Source organism: Marinobacter metalliresistant, from assembly GCF_038098645.1.
GTDB classification, from domain to species: domain Bacteria; phylum Pseudomonadota; class Gammaproteobacteria; order Pseudomonadales; family Oleiphilaceae; genus Marinobacter; species Marinobacter metalliresistant.
The window spans coordinates 604220-625367 of sequence record NZ_CP101118.1 but is presented as its reverse complement, the minus strand read 5'-3'; the positions used below and the strand labels follow the sequence as shown (position 1 = coordinate 625367).

The following is a 21148-nucleotide window of genomic DNA, read 5'->3' as shown; positions in this document are numbered from 1 at the left end:
CTGAAATGAGCTTGCATACGGGAAATTCATTACCCCGGTAAAGCCCGACTATTTTACTTGGTCTTTCATGTTCCCGCGAACTGCCTTAAAATGAAGTCAAACTTTCAAACGGGTTGAAAACATGGCTTTGGTTACTGTGACAGATCCCGCACGGGACTACCTCGCACAACTTATTGAAAAACAGGACGTGGAAGGCATGGGCGTACGGATCTTCGTGACCCAGCCCGGCACCAGGAATGCCGAAACCTGTCTGGCCTACTGCCCGCCCAATGAAGTGGTGCCAACGGACGAGCAGGTAGACCTTGAGAAGTTCACCCTGTACCTGGATCACACCTCCGTGCCTTTCCTGGAGGAAGCGTACGTCGATTATTCAAAAGACCAGATGGGGGGGCAGCTCACCATCAAGGCTCCGAATGCCAAGGTGCCCAAGATCGACGACGACGCCCCCTTGCCGGATCGCGTCAACTATGTTCTGGCCTCCGAGATCAACCCGAATCTGGCGTCCCACGGCGGCGAGGTGTCTCTGGTGGAAATCGTCGATGAGTCCGTGGCTGTTCTTCGCTTTGGCGGTGGCTGCCAGGGTTGCTCCGCGGTCAGCCTGACCCTGAAACAGGGGGTTGAATCCACGTTGAAGGAGCGGGTGCCGGAAATCACCGCCGTGCGGGATGTCACCGACCACTCCTACACAGAAAACGCCTACTACCAGTAAGCGATCCGCGATCCTCACCTTGAGGTACCGTAGCTTCCGGGCTGCGGTACCTGCCTCCAGGCTGCCGCAATACCGAGTTCACAAAGGCTACACGGCCAATGTTGTGACAACTCGGTTGCTCCATCATTCGTCGCACAAACAGAAACAGCACACAGGTATTATCGTGTGTGTTCGTTAACGGATATATTGCCGGCTTAACCAGACTACACACTCAAACCGGGGTCAAACTTGTTCGACGTTGCGCTTCTGTCCTTGCCGCTCATGGCGGCTGTGGTTGGCTGGTTCACCAACTGGCTTGCCATCCAGATGTCTTTTTTCCCCGTTCAGTTCATAGGCGTAGGGATTGTCGGCTGGCAGGGCGTTATTCCCCGCAAAGCCGAGAAGATGGCTCATATCTGCCTCGACAGAACCTTGCAGCAATTTGGCGACCTGAATGCCGTCTACCGGAAGCTTGAACCTCAACGCATTGTCGAGCAGGTCATTTCCCAGGTCACGCCCCGGATGGACGAGTATATTGATGAAGTCATGTACGAAATCCAGCCGGTGCTCTGGGATAACCTCCCCGTATTTCTGAAAAACCGGATTTACCAGTGGGCGAGGGAGCGGTTACCGTCCCGGATTGAGGATCTGGTGGAGGATTTCGGCGACGACCTGGATGAACTGGTGGACCTCAAGGCACTGCTCAGCCGGGAACTGGCAACCCATCCGGACCTGATGAACCGGATCTTCAGGCAGGCGGGGGCGGTTGAACTCAGGTCGGTGATCAACCGGGGCGCCATTATCGGCGCTATTCTGGGTGCGGTTCTGGTGCCGGTGTGGTCCAGGTATCCGGAGCCCTGGCTGCTGCCGCTCGGTGGCTTTGTGATTGGCTTTGTCACCAACTGGATTGCCATCAATCTGATTTTTGCACCGTTAAACCCCCGGCGGGTTCTGTTCTGGAAAATCCAGGGTCTGTTCCTGCGTCGCCAACCCGAGATCAGTGATGTCTGGGCGAAGCTGGTGGCCGAAGAGCTGATGACCGTGGAAAAAGTGGCCGATGCCATGATCAACGGCAAGCATGGCGACCGAACCCGGGCCATCATCCAGAAACACCTGCGGCCTTTGCTGGACAACTCTGTCATTATGAAACTGACGGCGCAGGTAACCGTGGGCATGACGGGTTACACGGAACTGAAAAAGGCCATGAACCAGAAGGCGGTGCTGGCCACTCATGATGTGTTCAGTGATCCCGCCTTTAACCGCGAGCGGGCGCCGGTCGTGGCGGAGGTCCTGTCAGGCCAGATGAAAGCCCTGAAACCCTCCGAATTCCAGGACATTCTTCGCCCGGCTTTCCGGGAGGAGGAAATCCAGCTGATGATCGTCGGCGGTATGTTCGGCGGCCTGGCGGGACTGCTGCAGTTCCTGTCCCTCACATACATGACATTCTAGGCAAAGTACGCTCTGTTCCTTTGAGGGCGCACAAGGAGGAAGGCCATGCCTCTCTGGGTATCACTTACAGTTCAGTTTTTTGTGACGGTTGCCGCCGTGCTTCTCACACTCTGGGGTTTCTGGCGTTTTGTCGTGCGTCCCTACCTGGACAAGAAAGTCTCGGAGCTGATTGAGGTCTCCCGGGAAATTGAGCCTGCGGTTACGCGGGGAGTGAAAAAGGGTGTGACAGACACTCTGCGAGCGCTGCCCGAGAGTGCCCTGGACGGCACCGTCAAGGAATCGACCCGCCAGTTTCTGAAATTCGGCTCCGGGCTGTTTGAAAACGGGCTGAGCAGCTTCCTTGGGACTGCGGCAGACCTTGAACGGAATAAGCGGGAAAACCCCGGCAAGCCCTTCGAGCGCCCTACAGACAGTTAGTAGGCCGGGGCAGCCCGGCAATCCGGCAGGCGGTTTTTGCGGGTGTACCGGGAAACAGCTGCATCAGATAGATGCTGTTGCCCTTGTTCTCTCCAAGGGCCTCCTTCACGGCCTTCACGAACAACCTGTTTGAGGGTGGCGATATTTCATGTTCTTTGTAAAAATAACGAAGAAACATGATGATTTCCCAATGATTTTCACTTAGATGAATGTCATCCTCAGCAGCAATCGTGGTCGCGACGCCTTCCGTCCAGGCGTGGGCATCCTCAAGAAATCCTTCGTTATTGCGTTCCGGCATCGTGCTACTGGTCATGGCTTACCAACTGATTACCCGTCGGGCCTGAAGCGACAATGACACCATATCGCCAAACCCCACCAATGTCGCATTACCAACCATATTACCGACGCCACGCGCGGAAACATCCGGCGAAAGTGCGAATACCTTGCCGATAGCCGGCAGACTCCCCGCAGAGAGTAACAGAACGCCGTTTTCGGTCAGCAACAGGGCATCCCCCTCGGATAGCAAGTCAAGGCACTGCGCTGCCCTTGGGTGCTCCGGGGATTTATTCAGAATATGCAGAGTATCGAATGAGCTCATGTCCGGTTAACCTGCAAACGCGGTGTGGTCGTATTGATCGAGCAGGGTTCTGTTGGCATCCACCAGAGTCACGCCGGTAATAAGCGAGGTCTCATCCAGCCCATACTTCTGGCAGGCTGAACGGTCTGCAAGGATCGCCTCAATGCCGAATATGGGCGCCGCCGAAAGGTTTTTCTCCACCGACTTCTGGGCTATGCCGGCCGTATCCTGTGCCCGCTTCAGCCAGGTGACTCCCGCACCGGTAAACAGCAGCGATGCCGGCTGGTCGAACGCTGCGAGGGAGAATGCCATATCCAGTGCTTCTCGCCCGCTCCAGGTGCCATAGGATGCCTGGTCAATCATGATCAGTGTGCTCATGGTCAGCCTCCGGCGTGGAAATAGAGTGTTCGTGCAGACGTCCTCCGGCCTTCGACCCATTCGCCAAGGCCGGCGATTTCGAAAGGGTGAAGCAGGTTGGAGCCGGGCAACGCGTAGCGCTTCCGCTCAGCTTCGTTCACCAGACCCCGGCGCAACGCTGAAGCAATGCAGGCTATCCCGGGGATGCCGTGGTGTTCGAGAAAGCTCGCCCATTCCTTCGGCCAGTGCGTCTCGTCAGAGGGGGGGGTGCACAGTGCCGAGGCAAGATGCACGCCGTCACCATACAGGAAGACGCGGGCGATGCGGTGGCCTGCGTCTGTGGCAGCCCTGGCGAAACCCAGAGCCGTCTGGGGCGCCTGGGAGGAATAAGGCGCGCCAGTAATGACCAGGGTGAAGGTTTCAGATGAGGTATCGGCCATGATTCCGGTTCGTTTGTGGTTATGGACGCTGGGATTTTCAGTGTAGCTAAAGCAAAAACCCCGGCAACTGCCGGGGTTTCAAAATCGGCTATTTTAGCCCGGCATCAGTTGTCACCGCTGAAAGCGGACAGCAGGTGCAGCAGGCTGATAAACAGGTTGTAGATTGAAACGTACAGGCCGACCGTCGCGATGACGTAATTCCGCTCGCCGCCCTTGATGATCTGGCTGGTCTCAAACAGGATCATAACGGACGCGAAAATGGTGAAGCCTGCGGATACCGCCAGTTGCAGAGCGGAGCTCTCCATCAGGAAGGCCAGCAGCATGGCGCCGATCAGCACAAACGCGCCAGCGGTCAGGAAGCTGGACATGAAGCTGAAGTCTTTCTTGGTAATGATCGCCGTAGCGGACAAACCTACAAAGGCGATTGCAGTCAGCGTCAGCGCTTGAGCAACGATCTGAGAGGCACCGGCGGCAACGAACGCACCAATGATCGGACCAAGGGTGTAACCCATGAAGCCGGTCAGGGCGAAGGTGGTCACGATCCCCCAGGGGCTGTTTTTCAGCTTATAGGTCGCGAACAGCAGACCGATGTATCCCACAATGGTGATCAGAAAACCCGGATGGGTTCCGTTCATGTTCAGGAAAGCGGTAAGCGCCGAGAAGGCGAGGGTCATGCCCAGAAGCATGTAGGTGTTGCGCAACACATTCATCGCGTCAGCGCTGATTCCTGTGGTCGCGCGCTCGGTCTGGGGAGCAGAATAGGCTCCCTGAGAGTTTTGAACGCCGAAACGTTTGTCTTCCATTGTCATCTCCGTTTTATAACGACTGGATACTGTGTCTCATCATAGTGTCAGATACGCAACTTTCAATCATTTACGACATGAAACTGGCTCCTGGATTCCATTAAAAACCGTTAATATTGAAAAATGCGACGGGTTTTATGCAGGGCGTTGACAGCACAGGCAATTCCGGTATCATGCTCACCGCTGTCGCAATGGCAGCAATGGGAAAACGGTGGGCTGGCAGAGTGGCTGAATGCAGCGGTCTTGAAAACCGCCGAAGGTTAGTAGCCTTCCCGGGGTTCGAATCCCTGGCCCACCGCCATTTTTCCTTTCTCTTCTTTTCCCTCTTTCCCGGAGACACCCGATCGCTGTTCACTTTTCCGGTGGTTTTCCCTACTTGGTTTAATGCCAGGTTACCCTCATTATCAGCGTATTGATATCGCGAGGGCTCATTATGACAGACTCACAAAATACCCACCAATCCGCAGTCGAGTCGCCGGATCGTCGTGACCGGAAGTTTTCTGTGTCAGCAAATCGGGGCAAGGCCAGCCACAAGATCCGGTACGTTGAAGCTGGCGGTGCTGCGGTTGATACGGAGGAGTGCACCTTCTGCCAATCGGTGCCGGATCTTTCGAATGAAGGGGGGAGAGAGAAGTACGGAGCGGCTGATACCGCTCCGGGAACAATTGAAAGCTCCGATTGAAAGCTCCGATCAGAGATCGCGGCCCGGATAGGCCGTCTCTTTTTGTTCGTCCGCCCGTTTCTGCCGCGCAGCCAGAGCTTCTGGCTCATTCCCCGGCACCTGCCAGCCCAGCAGATTCTCCTCAATCAGCTTGACCAGGGCTTCAATGTGGCCCGGCGTTGCGTTCAGCGCGGTTATGTAACTGAAACCCTCGCCACCGGCTTCCATAAAGTATTCACGGTTCTCCTCGTCGATTTCCTCAATGGTCTCAAGGCAATCGGATGAGAATCCCGGGCAGAATACGTCGATGGATTTAACGCCTGTGCCAGGCAGTGATTTGAGCGTCTCGTCCGTGTAGGGCTTTAGCCACTCTTCCTTGCCAAACCGGGACTGGAAGGTGGTCAGGTAATCTTCTTTGCTCAAACCAAGCCGTTTGGCCAACAGCCGCGAGGTTTTCTGGCATTCACAATGGTAAGGGTCGCCTTTGGTCAGGTATTTCAGGGGAACCCCGTGATAGGAGAGCACCAGCTTCTGATTGCGCCCGTGATTGGCCCAGTGCGCCTCGATATGCCGCGCCATGGCTTCTATGTAGGGTGGGTAATCCGGGTAATGGGAGACGAACCGGAGATCCGGTAACCACCTGCGCCTGGCAAAATCGCTGGCAATGGCATCAAAGGTTGAGGCAGAAGTCGATGCGGAATACTGGGGGTAGAGTGGCAGTACCAGCAGTTTCCGCACCCCCTGCTGCTGCATTTCATCCAGAACCCGGGAGATGGAGGGGTTGCCGTAACGCATGGCAAAGCCAACCACCACATTGGGCCCGTATTTGCGCTTGAGCGCTTCCCGGATGCCCTCAGCTTGCTTTGCAGTGTGCAGCAGCAGGGGTGAGCCCTCTGGCTGCCAGACACTGGCGTAGGCCTCTGCACTGCGCCTGGGGCGAATCCGCAGAATAACTCCGTGCAGGATCAGCCACCACAATGGCCGGGCCAGTTCCACCACCCTTGGGTCCGAGAGAAATTCAGCGAGGTACCGGCGGAGTGCGGAGGTCGTGGGGGCATCCGGGGTACCCAGGTTGGTTATCAGCACGCCCAGCCTGTCAGGCTGGGCGTGGCTGAAATTCTCTGAACCTTTGAATTGCATGCGGTCGATCCTGAACGTTGGTTTTGCGTTATGAAAAGGTCAGCCTTTCTCTCTGGCCTGCTGAGCCATACGTGGTGCCAGACCGGAAATGTCGTAACCGGCGTTGCGGGCCTTGGTAAAGATTTCGTCGGCTGACGTGTTTCGGGCCGAACTCAATGCCCAGAGCACAGTGCAACGGGTTCCGGAACGGCAGAATGCCAGTACGGGTTTTTCAGCGTCCCGGATCATTGGCGCGAACCGGCTTACATCGTCGTCGGTGATATTTCCGGACGCCACCGGCATGAACACCCAGGCCAGGCCATGCTCACGGGCTGCTGCTTCGATATCAGCCATGGAAGGTTGCCCGGGTTCCTCCTGATCAGGGCGATTGGCTACCAGGGTTCTGAATCCCAGCTTTGCGGCCTCTGCCACGTCTTCAACGGAAATCTGCGGAGCTACCGAGATGTTGTCATCAATCTTTCTGAAATCCATGGGGGGTTTCGCCTCCGGGATGGGTGGGGGTGAGCATATACCCGTAGGCGATTTTACCAAAAAAAAGCCCGGCAAAGTATGCCGGGCAGAGGCGTGCGAGTAGTATCCATGAAAGACTTCCAGACAAACCGGCATCAGCAGGGACACCGGTATAGGGAAGTATTGACTATATTTTGAACACTTCAAGCGAGAGCCACTTTCGTTTGAAAACATTTTTTCATATCGGATAGGTCTTTATACTGCGCCCTTTCACTGAGCGGTTTTCAGGCCGACTGAAATCCCGCCCAAGCTGTAATACAATAGGCTTTCAAGAGAAATATCTGCACCCCGAGGTTGTTACATGTCTGAACAGAACGACGATAAGCCGGAGAATGATGCGCAACTGGCCGCAAAAATCAAGGGTTCCGCGCGCCAGATCTGGTTGGCGGGGCTGGGTGCCTACACCAAGGCCGAGGAAGATACCGGTCGTTTCTTTGACCGGCTGGTTCAGGAAGGCGAGCAACTCGAGAACAGAACCCGGGGTGTCGTTGAAAAGCAGATCAAATCCGTTGAAGACCGGGTTGAAGGCGTTCGCGAGAGGGCGACGGGCACCTGGGACCGCCTTGAGCACATGTTCGATGAGCGGGTGTCGGGTGCCCTCAGAAGACTTGGCATCCATCGCCGGGAAGAAATTGACTCCCTGGCGCGCCGGGTCGAAGTGCTTGAAAGGGAACTGGCACGGCTGCGTGATCAGGCCGGAGACGACGAGGAAGAATAACGCCAGCTGTCGTCAGAGCCGGTTGTCTTTAAAGGGTTGTCTTTAAAGATAGTCCCGGCTCATCAGCCGGGCTTCTTCCCGGTCGGCTGGTGCCAGGTAGGGAATTACCAGGTGCATCATATGGTAAACGCCCCGGCCGGGGTCTACCGACTCCCGGTCGTCCAGGTGGGAAAGTGTATCGAAAGCGCTCCAGTAACAAGCGGTTAGCGTTAACTGCTCACACAGGGAATCAAGCTCTTCCTGATCAATTATCAGGGTGCCTTGCCGACGGAAGCTTTCGCAGATCGCTCTGAATGCCGACGTTTTCTTCTTCTGAATCCGCTTGAACCGCACCCGCAACTGGTCGTACCGGGACAGCACATTCACCAGATCCTGGTAAAGAAACCGGTAACGCGCCACCGTCTCAAACAGCAGGTGCAGAAAGAATCCCTGCTGGTCCAGAGAGATATCAGCATCTTCAGGAACCGTCAACAGATCCAGCATGTCCAGCTCGTACTGGTCGAACAGTTCCTCGACGATGTCACCCTTGCTCTTGAAGTGGTAGTACAGATTGCCCGGGCTGATGTCCATTTCGTCGGAAATCAGCAAGGTCGTAACATTGGGCTCGCCGACGCTGTTAAACAGCGCCAGGCTGGTTTGCAGGATGCGGTCGCGGGTTTTGATTTTTTTCATATCGCGCCGTGCCAGACCCTAGAGCTCGAAGCTCGCCCAGACCGGGCAATGGTCTGACGGCCGGTCCATGGCGCGAATGCCGTAGGAAACACCCGCCTCCCGGGCTTTCGGGAGCAGGCTGTCGCTGGCCATGATCAGATCAATTCGCAGGCCCCGTTTCGGATCCCGCTCAAAGCCCTTGCTGCGGTAATCAAACCAGCTGAAGGTGTCGGCCTCCTCCGGATGAAGGTGGCGGAATACATCGGTATAACCACGGGCTTCCACCTGGCCCAGCCATTCCCGCTCCTCCGGCAGGAAAGAGCACTTGCCGGTGCGGAGCCACCGTTTGGCGTTATCGGCGCCGATGCCGATGTCCTTGTCGGTGGGCGAAATGTTCATGTCACCCATCACCACCACATGGCCACCGGCCTTGTTGAGGTCGTCGAGGTACCGCATGAGGTCGGCATAAAACTTTTCCTTTGCCGGGAACTTCACCGGGTGGTCCCGGCTTTCTCCCTGGGGAAAATAGCCGTTAACCACCGAGAGCTTTTCGCCGTTCACCGTAAACTGGCCGGTAATCAGGCGGCGCTGGGAATCTTCCCCGTCCCAGGGATAGCCTTTGATAACCTGCTCTGGCTCCGCTTTTGAGAGCAGGGCAACGCCGTAGTGGGTTTTCTGGCCGTGGAAATGCACGTGGTAGCCCAGCTCGCGAATGGCGTCTGTTGGGAAGTCGTCGTCCTGGACCTTGGTTTCCTGAAGCCCGATAAAGTCCGGGGCGAGGGCATCAATCACAGCGTCGAGCTGGTGCAGGCGGGTACGGATACTGTTGACGTTGAAAGACACGAACATCATTGCGAAAACTCTCCGGCGTTAGTTCCCGCCGGAGTTTAGCACACTGACCCCCGGGTGCTGCCCTGGCAGGGACGACAGTTTCAGGGAGTCAGTTCACAATCCGGGTAGGTATCGACTGAATAACGGATGTGGGCGGTATAATTGCTGTCCTGATTCTTGCGGATGTTGGTCAGGCCATGGTAATCCGTGAGGGCACCGTTATCGTTGTAACCGAGCACAATCGGATCCACCAGGAATCTCAGAACCATGCCCGTCGGGCGTATCTGGACCACGTGGTCAGCGTCGACCTTATCGCTACTGATCGGTTCGAGCACAAAGCCATAGTGTTCGCCCCGCGTCGGGCCGAGAAACCGGAAATCGACTGACTCACCAGCCACCACGCTTTGCCAGTTCTGACGCACAAGGTTGTCGAACCCGGCATCCACTACAGTGCTGTCCGGATACTCCACCTCGAACCGTTTCGAATCGCCGGTGGGCGTGTCCCAGTTGATGACCAGGATATCCGGTTGGGGGTAGACAATTTCCATGGCCTCGCTGAAATCTGGCTGAACGAAGTTCACAGCCGGTCGAATGACGGAGAGATCGTATTCAAGGGCTTTCCGGGCGAAAGGCTCGTTCCCGTCCGGTTTGTGGTAATCCACACTGTGCTGCTGGGGACGAAATACGCCCTCCTGGCAGGTGCCATCGACACTGTGGCGCTCTTGATAGAGCACCTGGCCGTCGGGGGCGGTGGCCTCTCCGGTAAACCGGAAATCGTTCGCGATTGCCGGTGTGGTTATTATCAGGAGGGCAGACGAAACAATCCAGGCGGCCGTTTTCATCGGGCCAGCTCCGGGTAAAGCGTTTTACGGGCGAAAAGAAGCAGGGGGAAAATGACCAGCCAGCCAAAACCGAGGGCTATCAGTGAGGGTATGAGGTCCGGCAATTCCACCGCCCCGATCTGACTGGCGGACCAATAGGCAAACGGCCCGGCGATGGGGGCGAAGACGAAAGGCAACCAGGGTTTTCGGCTCATCCAGTTCAGTGAATGGCTCAGCGTGGTCATGAAAATGGCCCAGATAGCCACCAGCCAGGGAGGGGTTAACAGAATCGCCCCGCTTCCATCGTCCAGGATGCCGGTGCGAAACCAGATGCCATCAAGAACAGAGCCCGCTACCGTTCCGAGTACAACGAATTGCAGTTCTGTGATCCTGTTCTGACTCACCAGCACAAAATGAAGGATCAGGAACAGAACAACGATGCCGGCTCCCACAGGACCGGGATAGAATACGCAAGCGAACCACCCGGCCTGGAAAAGCAGGAAGTTCAGTACATTACGACCCGTTTCTGACGCAATCACAGGCTCAGGATGTTCTCACGTTTATTGCCCGGCTTTGCGAACACCATTTGGGCCACACCAATGGCGCGCTCGCTGAACCCTGCTTCGCAGTACGCGAAGTAGAAGTGCCACAGCCGACGGAAAGCCTGGTCGTAACCCATGGCATCCAGTTGATCCCGTTTGGCGATGAATCGCTCATACCAGTCATGCAAGGTGCGGGCGTAATGGAAACCGGTATCTTCGGCGTGTGTCAGTACCATATTGCTTTCTTTGCGGACCGATTCAAGGATGGCACCGAAGGACGGTATGAAACTGCCCGGGAAAATGAATCGCTGGATAAAATCCACATTCTTCAATGCCCGCTGATAACGCTGCTCTGGCATATTGATAGCCTGGACCAGCGCCAGACCATCCGGCTTCAGCAATGCGTTTATCCGGGAGAAATAGCTGTCCAGAAACTGGGGGCCGACTGCCTCGATCATCTCGATGGACACCAGTTTGTCGAACTGGCCTTCCAGATCACGGTAGTCATCAAACAGCAGAGTCATTCTGTCTGCCAGACCTTCCTGTTGAACCCGCTCTTTCACCAGCTCCAGTTGTTCCTTTGAAATCGTGGTGGTTGTTACGTGGCAACCGTAGTTTTTGGCAGCGTGAATGGCAAAACCACCCCAGCCGGTCCCAATTTCCATCACCTTGTCGCCGGGCTGAAGATCCAGTTTGCGACATATGGTGTCCAGCTTGTGCACCGCGGCTTCTTCCAGAGTCGATCCGGCGCTCGGATAGATAGCCGAGGAGTACATCATGGTCGGGTCCAGGAAGGTCTCAAACAGCTCGTTACCCAGGTCATAGTGAGCGCTGATGTTTTTCCGGGAACCTTCCCTGGTGTTACGGTTCAGCCAGTGAAGGCCTTTCAGCACAGGCTTTGTTACCCAGCTGAAACGGTCCTCGAATTGGTTCATGCGGTCGACGTTACGGGTGAAGAAGCGGAGCAGAGCGACCAGATCCGGGGTGGTCCAGTCTCCGGCCACGAACGCCTCGGCGGCACCAACACTACCGCCGGTCAGCAGGTCCCGCCAGGTGCTGTGATCGTGGACGACTAGCTCGGCTGGCTGGTAGCGGGTATTGCCATCACCAAATACCAGGTCCTCAAATCCGGTTTCACGAACCGTCAGTTGACCTTCCCCCAGTAACCGGAGCTGCTGAATCACCAGGTTTCTCGCAAACCGACTAAGCATTGGCACACTGGCTGAGCCGGATGAGGTGGTTTCAACCGAAGTATTCAGGTTCTCCATGAGCTTACCCTTCCACGAGTCTTGTCGTTGGTTTCAGCACTGGTCACGTCCAGCCCTGAATCATCATGCCCACGGCGATGGGCGATATCGCCTGCCGGAAGTTTGTCCGGGTGGGTATAGAAAGGTGCACCCTTGAGCTTAAGCCGGAGGGCATGCCAGTAGATGCCTGCCACCACCTTGAATGCTTCAACCGGAAATTTCCGAAGACTTCTGTGGACATTTCTACGAGTGACAGGGGTACGTTGGACTACCAGGGTGGCATCAAAATGCTTGCGGCCTTGTTCCAGAACATTCATGTGGATTCTCAGCTCCGGGCCCCGGAAACTGAAACTCCATTCATAGTGCTGGTTCATGCCATTAAACGGGGAAACGTGAAAGCGCTTGCTGAAACCGAACTGCTCGGTGCGCCAGCCTGTCTTGTTGGGTTCTGAACCCGTGGTTTCCAGGCAATAGACATGGCGGTCCTGCCAGGGTGTGTTGGTAATCTGAGCAACAATAACCCTGGGCACAGCGCCTTCGGCGGACCGGTCTCCGGCACCGTAGCAAAAGTAGAAACTGACCGGATTGAACACCTGGCCGAAATAGCGGGGGTGGGTAATCAGCTCCACTTCGCCCTCAGGGCGCCAGCCCGTCGCTTGTTCCACATGATCCCGTACAGCCGCCGACAGGTCCCCTGCCTCCGGCCGGAAGTAGTCCTTCCGTTTCAGGGAAATCCAGTTAAAATGTTCCAGAGAAAACAGCGGACTGACATCGGCGATGCTACGCCACTCATCGGTGTCCAGAGCAAGCATGCCGGTGCCGTAGCTGAATTCATGGTGCACAGGGTACTTCCGCCTGTGCCGGACAGTACCCTCCAGCCACTGGCTGTTCACGGTCAAAACTCCACCCCGAATGCCCGGGTTACCCGGAGTGCGCTGCGAACCCCGTCCTCGTGGAAGCCGTTAAACCAGTAGGCCCCGCAGAAGTGAGTGCGGTTCCGGTTACCGATCTCGTCATATCGCTCCTGGGCGGCCACCGCATCCAGTGTGAACACAGGATGGGCGTACTCGAAGCGCTTGATTACCTTGTCCGGGGCTATATCGTGGCTTCGGTTCAGGGTTACGCAGAAGGTTTCCGGCGCATCGTGGAAATTCTGCAGAACGTTCATGTTGTAGGTGACCGACACGGGCTCCGTGCTGTGGGCAGGAATAAAATAGTTCCAGGCCGCCCAGGCGCGCCGGTTGTCCGGCAACACATTGCTGTCGGTGTGAAGCACAACATCGTTTTTCTGGTATCCCATGGCGCCGAGGATATCCAGCTCCTTGTCAGTCGGGTCCACAAGCATGGCAAGGGCCTGGTCGCTATGGCAGCCAAAAATAACCTGATCGAAGCGGTGCTCCTGTCCTCCGACGCAGACGGTCACGCCGGTTTCATCCCGGACCACCTTGTCTACCGGGCTGTTCAGGTGGGTTGAGTCGCCGAGGCGTTCCATCATTTTTGTCACATACTGGGCTGAGCCCCCGGAAATCACTCGCCAGGTCGGGCGGTCGTCTACTGACAACATGCCGTGGTTATTGAAAAACTGCAGGAAAAAGCGAATCGGGAACTGCTCCAGCACAATCTCCGGGGCGGACCAGATGGCAGCGCCCATGGGCACAATGTAGTAATTCCTGAAATACCGTGAGTAACCATTCCTGTTCAGGTATTCGCCCAGAGTTTCCTCATTGCTGATGCTCCCGGACTGGAGATCTGCCCGGGATTCCTTGTTGAACCGGAGAATCTCCCGCACCATCTTCAGGAACGGCAAGTTGATCAGGTTACGGCGCTGGGCAAACAGAGTGTTCAGGCTGGTACCGTTGTACTGCAGGCCGCTCGTGCCGCAGTCAACGCTGAAACTCATATCGCTGACTTCCGAGGCGATGCCCAGCCGGTCCATCAGGCGGATGAAATTCGGGTAGGTCCAGTCATTGAACACAATGAAACCGGTATTGACTGGCCAGGCACGGCCACCGGCCTCAATCTGTTCCGTGTTGGTGTGGCCGCCGGCGTAACCGGCCGCCTCGAAAATCTGAACCTCGTGCTTCTCGGCCAGAAGCCAGGCAGCCGTGAGGCCGGAAACGCCGGCACCGATGACAGCAACTCGCTGACGTTCACTACTCATCTATTGTTTTCCTGTGCGGTGTTGCTTTTACGGGCCATGGAGGCCGCCATGCGGTCAACCAGAGGCCGGGGAAGGGCGCTGAGTGCTCTCAGCATCCAGGTAAAACGCTTGGGGAAGGCGATTTCATTGTGGCCACGGGCCAGGCCGCTGACGATTCGTTCGGCAGCGTCTTCTGCAGAAACCAGAAACGGCATCGGGAAATTGTTGCGGTCGGTCAGCGGTGTTTTCACGAAGCCTGGCGAAACCACCACCACATCGATACCTTCTGCGTCCAGGTCTGCTCTCAGGGAGCGGGCAAAGTAGGTAAGGGCTGCCTTGGACGCGCCATAGCCCTCGGCCCGGCCAAAGGGAAACCACCAGGCAGAGGAACTGACGATCACCAGAGTGGCCGGCTTTCCCTTTGCCCGGCTGCGGCGCAGAGCGGGCAGGGCGATGTCCAGGCAGCGGGCGGTGCCAATCACGTTGGTGTGAATGTTCTTCTCGATCACATCACTGCTGTAATTGCCGATTTCCAGGTATTCACAGGTGCCGGCGTTGAGGATCACCATGTTCAGGTCGCCGTGCATCTCAAGAGAGCCGGCCACCGACTGGAGATCTTCTTTGCCGGTAGTGTCTGCCGCAGCCGTAATGATCCGTTCAGGGGCGGCGGAGGCAAGCTCTTCGAGCGCGCCCTTTCGTCTGCCGGTGATGACCAAACGATGCCCACCGCGGGCCAGGGCCCGGGTTACGGATTCGCCAATGCCGGAGCTGGCGCCAGTAATCCAGATATTTGAGGTTTCCTGAAGTCGGTCACTCATCCTGCCTGGTCCTTGATCCAGCGAATAACCCCGCCAACCACCGGCAGGTTTTCGTAGAGCATTTCTCCTACGTCAAAGTAATCGCGGTGGTAGCACACCATGTTGTCCCGGATTTCCAGGTGGCTCATGCCCTGAACCAGCACTTCCCGGCCTTTGCGAATGCGCTTGTGGCGCAGGTACATCACCCACGGAACCGCTGCAAACTCACCCTGGACAACGGCTTCACCAAACTCGAAGCGACAGGAGATGACGTTGGCGTAGGCCCCGGCGAAATAACGGGTGAGCTCGTCGAGCCCTTGAACCGGGCCCAGTGGGTCCTGAAACCGAATATCTTCACTGTAAACACGGGCGAGTTTGTTCAGATCGCCCTTGTCGAGTTCGTTGAACAGCGCCCGGAAGTTGTCGAGCGTTGCCGGCACCGCCGAGTTACGCGTACCTACTTCGATCTTTGAGGCGGTTGTCATTGCCTTCTCATCCTCATCTTATCCAGCTCGGTTGTCTCTTCCTGAATATGCTGGGGTATCGGGTTGAGCTCCCAGATTATGCCCAGCTTTGACATCAGCCAGAGGCCATACCATGTGATGTCGATTTCATACCACCGGAATCCCTGGCGCACAGACTGGGGCCAACGGTGATGGTTGTTGTGCCAGCCCTCACCCAGGGTGAGCAGAGCCAGCCAGAAGTTGTTCCGGCTGTCGTCCGGTGTCTCGAACCGGCGCTTGCCCCAGACATGGGACAGTGAGTTGATCGAGACCGTGGCGTGGAATAACGCTACGGTGGAAATAAAGAATCCCCATACCAACAGCTGCAGACCATTGGTTCCCAGGCCAGGCGCCCAGGCGGCCAGGGCCTCACCGAGGACGTAGATACCGGCAGCGGCCAGGGCGGGCACCAGGGAGTCAAACCGATTGATCAACTTGAGCTCAGGAAACTTCAGCCAGTCCCGGATTCGCCGTTCATCGGTCGCGAATCCTGCGTCACAGGTAAACCAGCCCATGTGCGACCACCAGAAGCCACCATGATGGGGGGAGTGAAGATCCTGCGCTTCATCGGAATGCTGGTGGTGATGGCGATGGTGAGCGGCCCACCAGAGCGGCCCGCGCTGGGCGGCACTGGTGCCAAGAACGGCGAATACGAACTGGGCAGGGCGGCTGGTTTTAAAGGTCTTGTGGGCGAAATAACGGTGGTAGAATCCGGTAATCGCAAACATGCGCACCAGGAAGAAGGCAATCGCAAATCCGATGGCGAAGGCGCTAGCCCCGGTATAAAAGGCCAGCAAGCAGGCCATATGAAGCGCTATGAACGGAACAACACGTAAGAAGTTGAACGATCTGGACGTGGTGTCGATGTGATCCGAACCTGCCTCGGAATCGAACCATCTCAGAATGTTTGTAAGCCAATGCTGCACTCGGGTCATACCCTGATTGCCCTTTCTCTTAAATGGAACCTTGATCGCACGATCAGCCCGGTGGCTGATTCTGTTTCATGAGGGGTTGTACGATCTCACTACAGGAATTGGATGCACCATAAACCATGTTTAATCAAACCTTTGATTCGCCTGTTATTCGCCGTACCGCGATTGTTGGTTCAGGGCTGGCCGGGCTGACAGCGGCGATCTTCGAAAATTCGCCGACAACGAATGCTTTGGCCCATGGCAAAGGCGGTTTGGTTTCCAGACCCTCGGGTCGGCAGGTTGGCCCGGAAGGACCAGGCGTGGTCGGTCTCCGATAACCGGGGCGGAGAGCAGCCGGGTCACCCCTGGTTTGCGGACCACTATATTGGCCTGGCAGGCGACTGGCTCAGTGGCGGCCGCGTTGAGGGCGCGTTTGACAGCGCCTGTGGACTGGTCGTCGAAATGAACGCGGTGCCCACTACTCAGTAAAAGAATCCTGGCTGCCGGTGGTTACGTCCGGGCGGGTGTAAAAGTGGGTGATGGTGCCGTCACTGAACTTGCTGAAGAAGGCGCTGACATCGGTGATCTTCTTCAGCGACCGAGTACGGCGAATGGGTTCCCGAACCAGAACCTTGATGCCATTGAAATTGTCCTGGATGTTGGAGAACCGCGCCCGCATTGAACAGGTCACCACCTGGGCAGGGTTGAGGGCAAGTTCCCCGGCCAGCCAGGCGCTGTGCCGCTCAATGCCCCTGGCCGAAAGGTCCTCCCGGGTATCAAGATGGTTCAGTTTTACCCGGTTCACAATGCAGAAGGAGAAACTTTTCGGGTGTTTGCGGGCTACTTTCCGGAACGCCTCCCAGAAGAAGTTGTCGGTGAGCTCCGCAAAGTAGGTCATGTCGCTTAAACAGGTATCCACCCACTGAAAATTCTCCGGATCATCCAATACCTCGTTTATGGCCTCTCGTAAGAGCCAGTCAAAGCCCAGGGCCGTCTTGTGGGCGTAGACCTTGCGATACATCTGGTGGCGGCTGTAAACAAAATCCTCAAGCGCCCCCAGCCCTTTCTGGGTGATCGCCAACCCAAGCCAGGGTTCAGACACATCCCAGCCAAAACGCAGGTTGCTTAACAGGTGATCCAGGTTGAAGCCGCCGATAGTCACTGAAGAATGGAAGCCGTCCCGCAGCATGTAATCGGCCCGGTCAGCATCAATCTCGCCGGAAACGATTGATGACAACAGGTCCATTACCAGGCCGGGAATGTTATCGCTCAGGGGTGTGCCTGCCGCGGCGTCTTCACCGGCAATAAACGCCCAGAAGGTTCTGGCGTGCCGGCAAAAGGTCTCGCTGGGCCTCACGTCCGTGGTCTCCATAATCCCGATCACATCCCGGGCATGAAGACCGGCACTTTCCAGGTCTGTCGCAGAAAGAACGTCGTGGGCGACACGCACTGAATAATGTTCGTGTTCCAGCTCATCGGGCTCTTCCGGGTGGTAGGCTGAATAATCCACTCCCCGCCAGAGATCCCGGAATCGCCCGGGCCGGGACATCAACTCCCGGATCTGTCGCGCCTGCGTGAACTGGTGGGAAAAGCTGGAATGGCCGCTGTCGTGGAGCAGGCAGCCAAGCCGAATGGTTTTCGCCAGGTAGTCAATGGCGTCCAGCTGGCTCAGGCTCAGGTCGGTCTGCTCGCTCAGCTGGCGCTCCCGAAGGTAGGCGTCGATCATCGAGCGGAACATACGGGTTCCCACATGCATTACGCCAATACTGTGCAGGAAGCGGGAGTGGGTGGCGCCGGGGAATACCAGGCTCAGGATGTCGTTCTGGCAGATGTTCCGCAGCCGCTGGAACAGCGGATGGTCAATAACCTGGATCTCGTGCCGGTAAAGTGGAATACCACCGTGAACCGGATCCATGATCAGCTTGTCATAGGCTCCGAGAAGATCATTAACGGCACGTCTCATTGGCAGGAATCTCCCAATTTCATAAAACTGGCCTTGTTATATCACAGGGGCGTGCCAGAATAGGCTTATTCAAGCCAATTTATCGTTTATCGCTGGTAGTTTAGGGCAGTCGCCATGGCTTCGCGCACCGAGCGCATACTGATTATTGACGCCGATGAAAAGGCTCGTACGGATCTTGCCCGTTACCTGGAAGCGAGGGGCTTTTATGTTACCGGCTATCCGGGCCTCGCTGCCGCCAAGGCACTGTTCAACGATAACATCCCCGACGTCATCTTTGCAGACCTGTCCCCGGAGGCTATCCGGGACCTGGCCAACCGGCTTGAAGAAGCCGAAACCTTCACACCCATCGTTGCCTGTTCGACCAGTGACTCCAGCGCTGATGTCGTCAGTGCGCTGCGGGCCGGGGCCGCAGATTTTGTTCTGAAGCCCTGCAACGACGACAAGGGAGCGCTGGACGATGTTATCGGCAAACTGTTTGACCGGGTTCGGGTCAATCGCCTGAACCAGCTTTACCGCCACGAACTGGAAGAGGCCAACCGGGATCTGCGTGACGGTATCGCCGAGCTGCGGGCCGACCAGCGCGCCGGCCGCAAGGTTCAGTTGCGGATGCTGCCGGAACGTGAGCAGGTCATGAGTGGCTTGCATATAGACCACCTGATCAAACCGTCACTGTACCTGAGCGGTGATTTTCTGGATTACTTCCGGATTTCCGACGACAAGGTTCTGGTCTACATTGCCGATGTATCCGGCCACGGAGCCAGTTCCGCGTTCGTTACCGTGTTGCTGAAGAACCTTACGAACCGGTTGCAACGCAACCTCCGCCGTGGATCGAGTGACGACATTCTGTTCCCTGAGCGCTTCCTTGAACGGATTAACTCGGAATTGCTGGATACCGGTCTCGGTAAACACGTCACCGTCTTTGTTGGCATCATTTCTGTCAGCGAACGTAGATTACAGTATGCAGTAGGTGCGCATTTCCCGATGCCTATCCTTTCCTTTGAAGGTGGTGAAACCGCTTTCCTGGAGGGAAGTGGGCTGCCGGTGGGGCTTTTCGAGACGCCGAAATGGGAAGTATACGAGGTGCCATTGGACAAACCGTTCCACCTGACCCTGTTTTCGGATGGAATTCTGGAAGTTATCCGGGAAAAAAGTCTTGATGAAAAGGAACGGACACTACTTGAACTCGTGTCAGGAGGCCGTCACACTATCGCAGCTCTTAGCGAAGCTCTGAATCTCGAGGAGATCACAGAGTTGCCGGACGATATCGCTATTGTGTCGGTTACTGATACTATGGATGGGTCAGACAACACCTCGTCGAAATAGTGGCAGCGTGAAACATGGCTGGTTACAAGATCCTGCAAGCTGAAAAACAGGGCATTTACGTCCTGAAGTTTATCGGGGAAATCCGGCTGAACCTGTGTTCGACGCTGGACAATCTGGTTGAGTCCATCACTCAGGATCCCCAGTTCAAGACCGTGGTGATTGATCTCACCGAAACGGAGATCATCGACAGCACCACACTCGGTCTGCTGGCCAAGATCGCCATGGCGGCTCAGAAGCAAAGTCATTTCCTGCCCACGCTGATTTCCACCAATCCTGACATTACCCGCATTATCACATCCATGGGGTTCGACAAGATCTTTATCATTGTCCGTGAACCCGCGTCCCGTATTGAAGAACTTGAAGAAATTCCTGTTCTCAGGGCCAGCGAACAGCAGGTTCGGGATAAGGTTCTCGATGCCCACAAGGTGCTGATGGGCCTGAACAATCGCAACAGGGAAGAGTTCAGGAATCTGGTGCGCGCTCTGGAATGTGAAGAGCCCGGTTAACGCCACCCGCCTGCTGCGCCTGGCGACACCGGTTTCACACCTGATCTGAAAAAACGGAAGAACTATGTCTGAAAAAACGACGCCTCAAAAAAATGGGGCAACAGGGCCGGTGCATGACGTAGCGGTTCTCGGCGGCGGCAGTTTTGGCACCGCCATGGCCAAAGTGCTTGGGGAGAACGGCCATCGCGTTCATTTCTGGATGCGTGGTGAGGCCCAGGCCAGGGAAATCCGCAGCAGCCGCATCAACAGCCGGTATATGCCGGGAATCGAACTGACTGGCGATATTCGGCCAACCACCGACCTTGCCGACGCCGTCAGCAAGGCAGAAATCGTGCTGGTTGCCATTCCCAGCAAGGCTTTTCGGCCCGTTATCCGGGAAAACTGCGACAAATTCCGCGATGACCAGATCGTCGTCAGCCTGACCAAGGGCATTGAGGAACACGGCTTCAAACTGATGAGCGAGATTCTCCAGGAAGAGATTCCGCGCTGCCGTATCGGCGTACTCAGCGGGCCGAACCTGGCAGCTGAAATCGTGAACCGCGACCTCACCGCCACCGTCATTGCCGCCAAGGACCCGGACGTACGCCGGGCCGTTCAGGATCTGTTGGGCTGCGAGTATTTCCGCGTCTATGCCAACGTGGACATTTACGGCGTGGAACTTGCCGGCGCCCTCAAGAACATCTATGCCATTGTCGCGGGCCTCGCTTCCGCTCTGGAGATGGGTGAGAATGCCAAGGCCATGCTGATCACCCGAGGCCTTGCTGAAATGAGCCGGTTCGCCGTAAGCCTTGGTGCCAACCCTATGACCTTCATGGGGCTGGCCGGCGTCGGTGACCTGATCGTGACCTGCACGTCCTCCAAAAGCCGGAACTATCGGGTCGGCTACGCCGTGGGGCAGGGCCAGAAGCTGGATGACGCCGTGGCGGAACTGGGGCAGGTGGCTGAGGGTATCTATACCCTGAAGCTGGTGAAAGAAAAGGCTGAGGCAATCGGCATTTATATGCCACTGGTGCGCGGCCTTTATGAGATTCTGTATCGCTCTGCATCCATCAAGGCAGTCATCAACAGCCTGATGATGTCGGTCCAGAATTCCGACGTGGAATTCATACTACCCCGCACCATAACCCAGTAGCCGGCCACTTAGCGGAGGTTG

Annotated in this window: 26 protein-coding genes, 1 tRNA gene and 1 pseudogene; 10 read left to right on the top strand and 18 right to left on the bottom strand. The window is 56.5% G+C overall.

Annotated elements, in window-relative coordinates:
- Positions 1 to 121 precede the first annotated feature (121 nt).
- The 3 genes from nfuA to NLK58_RS02975 all read left to right on the top strand — a co-directional run bounded on the left by nfuA (position 122) and on the right by NLK58_RS02975 (position 2554).
- The gene (gene nfuA / locus NLK58_RS02985; protein ID WP_117617195.1) at positions 122 to 709 is read left to right on the top strand and encodes a Fe-S biogenesis protein NfuA; all 588 of its coding nucleotides are present in this window, start codon (positions 122 to 124) and stop codon (positions 707 to 709) included.
- Positions 710 to 937: 228 nt separating this feature from the next.
- Entirely contained in the window at positions 938 to 2137 is a 1200-nt protein-coding gene (locus NLK58_RS02980; RefSeq protein ID WP_341582006.1) for a hypothetical protein, read from the top strand.
- A gap of 45 nt (positions 2138 to 2182) precedes the next feature.
- Complete coding sequence (locus NLK58_RS02975; protein ID WP_117617194.1) at positions 2183 to 2554, top strand: hypothetical protein; 372 nt, start codon at positions 2183 to 2185, stop codon at positions 2552 to 2554.
- On the opposite strand, the gene NLK58_RS02970 is transcribed toward NLK58_RS02975, so the two are convergent.
- From NLK58_RS02970 to NLK58_RS02950, 5 genes are all read right to left on the bottom strand, one after another.
- A complete protein-coding gene (locus NLK58_RS02970; RefSeq protein ID WP_117617193.1) occupies positions 2541 to 2867 on the bottom strand; it encodes a TusE/DsrC/DsvC family sulfur relay protein in 327 nt (108 codons plus the stop codon). The genes NLK58_RS02975 and NLK58_RS02970 overlap by 14 nt on opposite strands.
- A gap of 3 nt (positions 2868 to 2870) precedes the next feature.
- On the bottom strand, positions 2871 to 3152 hold the full coding sequence (gene tusB, locus NLK58_RS02965) for a sulfurtransferase complex subunit TusB (RefSeq protein ID WP_117617192.1): 282 nt from the start codon (positions 3150 to 3152) through the stop codon (positions 2871 to 2873).
- A 6-nt stretch (positions 3153 to 3158) separates the two neighbouring features.
- Positions 3159 to 3509 carry a DsrE family protein gene (locus NLK58_RS02960; protein WP_117617191.1) on the bottom strand — a complete coding sequence of 117 codons (351 nt, stop codon included), beginning with the start codon at positions 3507 to 3509 and terminating at the stop codon, positions 3159 to 3161.
- 2 nt (positions 3510 to 3511) lie between these two features.
- Entirely contained in the window at positions 3512 to 3928 is a 417-nt protein-coding gene (gene tusD, locus NLK58_RS02955) for a sulfurtransferase complex subunit TusD (RefSeq protein ID WP_117617190.1), read from the bottom strand.
- Positions 3929 to 4032: 104 nt separating this feature from the next.
- The gene (locus NLK58_RS02950; protein ID WP_341582005.1) at positions 4033 to 4731 is read right to left on the bottom strand and encodes a Bax inhibitor-1/YccA family protein; all 699 of its coding nucleotides are present in this window, start codon (positions 4729 to 4731) and stop codon (positions 4033 to 4035) included.
- 210 nt (positions 4732 to 4941) lie between these two features.
- Here NLK58_RS02950 and NLK58_RS02945 point away from each other — a divergent pair.
- Both NLK58_RS02945 and NLK58_RS02940 read left to right on the top strand, forming a co-directional pair.
- A tRNA-Ser gene (locus NLK58_RS02945) sits at positions 4942 to 5032 on the top strand.
- Positions 5033 to 5233: 201 nt separating this feature from the next.
- A complete protein-coding gene (locus NLK58_RS02940; protein WP_341582004.1) occupies positions 5234 to 5413 on the top strand; it encodes a hypothetical protein in 180 nt (59 codons plus the stop codon).
- Between the two features lie 9 nt (positions 5414 to 5422).
- On the opposite strand, the gene hemH is transcribed toward NLK58_RS02940, so the two are convergent.
- Positions 5423 to 6532, bottom strand: a complete 1110-nt coding sequence (hemH, locus tag NLK58_RS02935; protein ID WP_117617187.1) for a ferrochelatase — start codon at positions 6530 to 6532, stop codon at positions 5423 to 5425.
- 39 nt (positions 6533 to 6571) lie between these two features.
- A complete protein-coding gene (locus NLK58_RS02930; RefSeq protein WP_341582003.1) occupies positions 6572 to 7003 on the bottom strand; it encodes a TIGR01244 family sulfur transferase in 432 nt (143 codons plus the stop codon).
- Positions 7004 to 7343: 340 nt separating this feature from the next.
- Here NLK58_RS02930 and NLK58_RS02925 point away from each other — a divergent pair, with 340 nt between their 5' ends.
- Entirely contained in the window at positions 7344 to 7760 is a 417-nt protein-coding gene (locus tag NLK58_RS02925) for a phasin family protein (protein ID WP_117617185.1), read from the top strand.
- A 42-nt stretch (positions 7761 to 7802) separates the two neighbouring features.
- Here NLK58_RS02925 and NLK58_RS02920 read toward each other — a convergent pair whose 3' ends face one another.
- The 10 genes and pseudogenes from NLK58_RS02920 to NLK58_RS02875 all read right to left on the bottom strand — a co-directional run bounded on the left by NLK58_RS02920 (position 7803) and on the right by NLK58_RS02875 (position 16227).
- Positions 7803 to 8432 (bottom strand): TetR/AcrR family transcriptional regulator, encoded by a 630-nt coding sequence (locus NLK58_RS02920; protein ID WP_117617184.1) that lies wholly within the window; start codon positions 8430 to 8432, stop codon positions 7803 to 7805.
- Between the two features lie 18 nt (positions 8433 to 8450).
- A complete protein-coding gene (xthA, locus tag NLK58_RS02915) occupies positions 8451 to 9263 on the bottom strand; it encodes an exodeoxyribonuclease III (RefSeq protein ID WP_117617183.1) in 813 nt (270 codons plus the stop codon).
- An 80-nt stretch (positions 9264 to 9343) separates the two neighbouring features.
- Entirely contained in the window at positions 9344 to 10084 is a 741-nt protein-coding gene (locus NLK58_RS02910) for a hypothetical protein (RefSeq protein WP_117617182.1), read from the bottom strand.
- Entirely contained in the window at positions 10081 to 10602 is a 522-nt protein-coding gene (locus NLK58_RS02905; RefSeq protein WP_341582002.1) for a DUF2878 domain-containing protein, read from the bottom strand. The genes NLK58_RS02910 and NLK58_RS02905 overlap by 4 nt, the downstream gene beginning before the upstream one ends.
- Positions 10599 to 11873, bottom strand: a complete 1275-nt coding sequence (locus NLK58_RS02900) for a cyclopropane-fatty-acyl-phospholipid synthase family protein (RefSeq protein ID WP_341582001.1) — start codon at positions 11871 to 11873, stop codon at positions 10599 to 10601. The genes NLK58_RS02905 and NLK58_RS02900 overlap by 4 nt, the downstream gene beginning before the upstream one ends.
- Positions 11861 to 12745: a DUF1365 domain-containing protein gene (locus tag NLK58_RS02895; RefSeq protein ID WP_341582000.1), complete on the bottom strand. Its 885-nt coding sequence runs from the start codon at positions 12743 to 12745 to the stop codon at positions 11861 to 11863. The genes NLK58_RS02900 and NLK58_RS02895 overlap by 13 nt, the downstream gene beginning before the upstream one ends.
- A 2-nt stretch (positions 12746 to 12747) precedes the next feature.
- Positions 12748 to 14013: an NAD(P)/FAD-dependent oxidoreductase gene (locus tag NLK58_RS02890; protein WP_117617178.1), complete on the bottom strand. Its 1266-nt coding sequence runs from the start codon at positions 14011 to 14013 to the stop codon at positions 12748 to 12750.
- Entirely contained in the window at positions 14010 to 14810 is an 801-nt protein-coding gene (locus NLK58_RS02885) for an SDR family oxidoreductase (RefSeq protein ID WP_117617177.1), read from the bottom strand. Before NLK58_RS02885 ends, NLK58_RS02890 begins: the two co-directional genes overlap by 4 nt.
- Before the next feature lie 125 nt (positions 14811 to 14935).
- Positions 14936 to 15274 (bottom strand): annotated as a pseudogene (locus NLK58_RS02880) (nuclear transport factor 2 family protein); the annotation flags it as partial.
- Positions 15271 to 16227: an acyl-CoA desaturase gene (locus NLK58_RS02875; protein WP_341581998.1), complete on the bottom strand. Its 957-nt coding sequence runs from the start codon at positions 16225 to 16227 to the stop codon at positions 15271 to 15273. The gene NLK58_RS02875 and the pseudogene NLK58_RS02880, both read right to left, overlap by 4 nt.
- Before the next feature lie 234 nt (positions 16228 to 16461).
- Here NLK58_RS02875 and NLK58_RS02870 point away from each other — a divergent pair, with 234 nt between their 5' ends.
- A complete protein-coding gene (locus NLK58_RS02870) occupies positions 16462 to 16692 on the top strand; it encodes a hypothetical protein (protein WP_227539417.1) in 231 nt (76 codons plus the stop codon).
- Here the strand turns inward: NLK58_RS02870 and NLK58_RS02865 are convergent.
- Entirely contained in the window at positions 16682 to 18166 is a 1485-nt protein-coding gene (locus NLK58_RS02865; RefSeq protein WP_117617174.1) for an HD domain-containing protein, read from the bottom strand. The genes NLK58_RS02870 and NLK58_RS02865 overlap by 11 nt on opposite strands.
- A 114-nt stretch (positions 18167 to 18280) precedes the next feature.
- Between NLK58_RS02865 and NLK58_RS02860 the strand changes: the two genes are divergently transcribed.
- The 3 genes from NLK58_RS02860 to NLK58_RS02850 all read left to right on the top strand — a co-directional run bounded on the left by NLK58_RS02860 (position 18281) and on the right by NLK58_RS02850 (position 21127).
- A complete protein-coding gene (locus NLK58_RS02860; RefSeq protein WP_117617173.1) occupies positions 18281 to 19489 on the top strand; it encodes a PP2C family protein-serine/threonine phosphatase in 1209 nt (402 codons plus the stop codon).
- 14 nt (positions 19490 to 19503) lie between these two features.
- Complete coding sequence (locus NLK58_RS02855; RefSeq protein WP_117617172.1) at positions 19504 to 19995, top strand: STAS domain-containing protein; 492 nt, start codon at positions 19504 to 19506, stop codon at positions 19993 to 19995.
- 64 nt (positions 19996 to 20059) lie between these two features.
- The gene (locus NLK58_RS02850; protein WP_117617171.1) at positions 20060 to 21127 is read left to right on the top strand and encodes an NAD(P)H-dependent glycerol-3-phosphate dehydrogenase; all 1068 of its coding nucleotides are present in this window, start codon (positions 20060 to 20062) and stop codon (positions 21125 to 21127) included.
- Positions 21128 to 21148 lie beyond the last annotated feature (21 nt).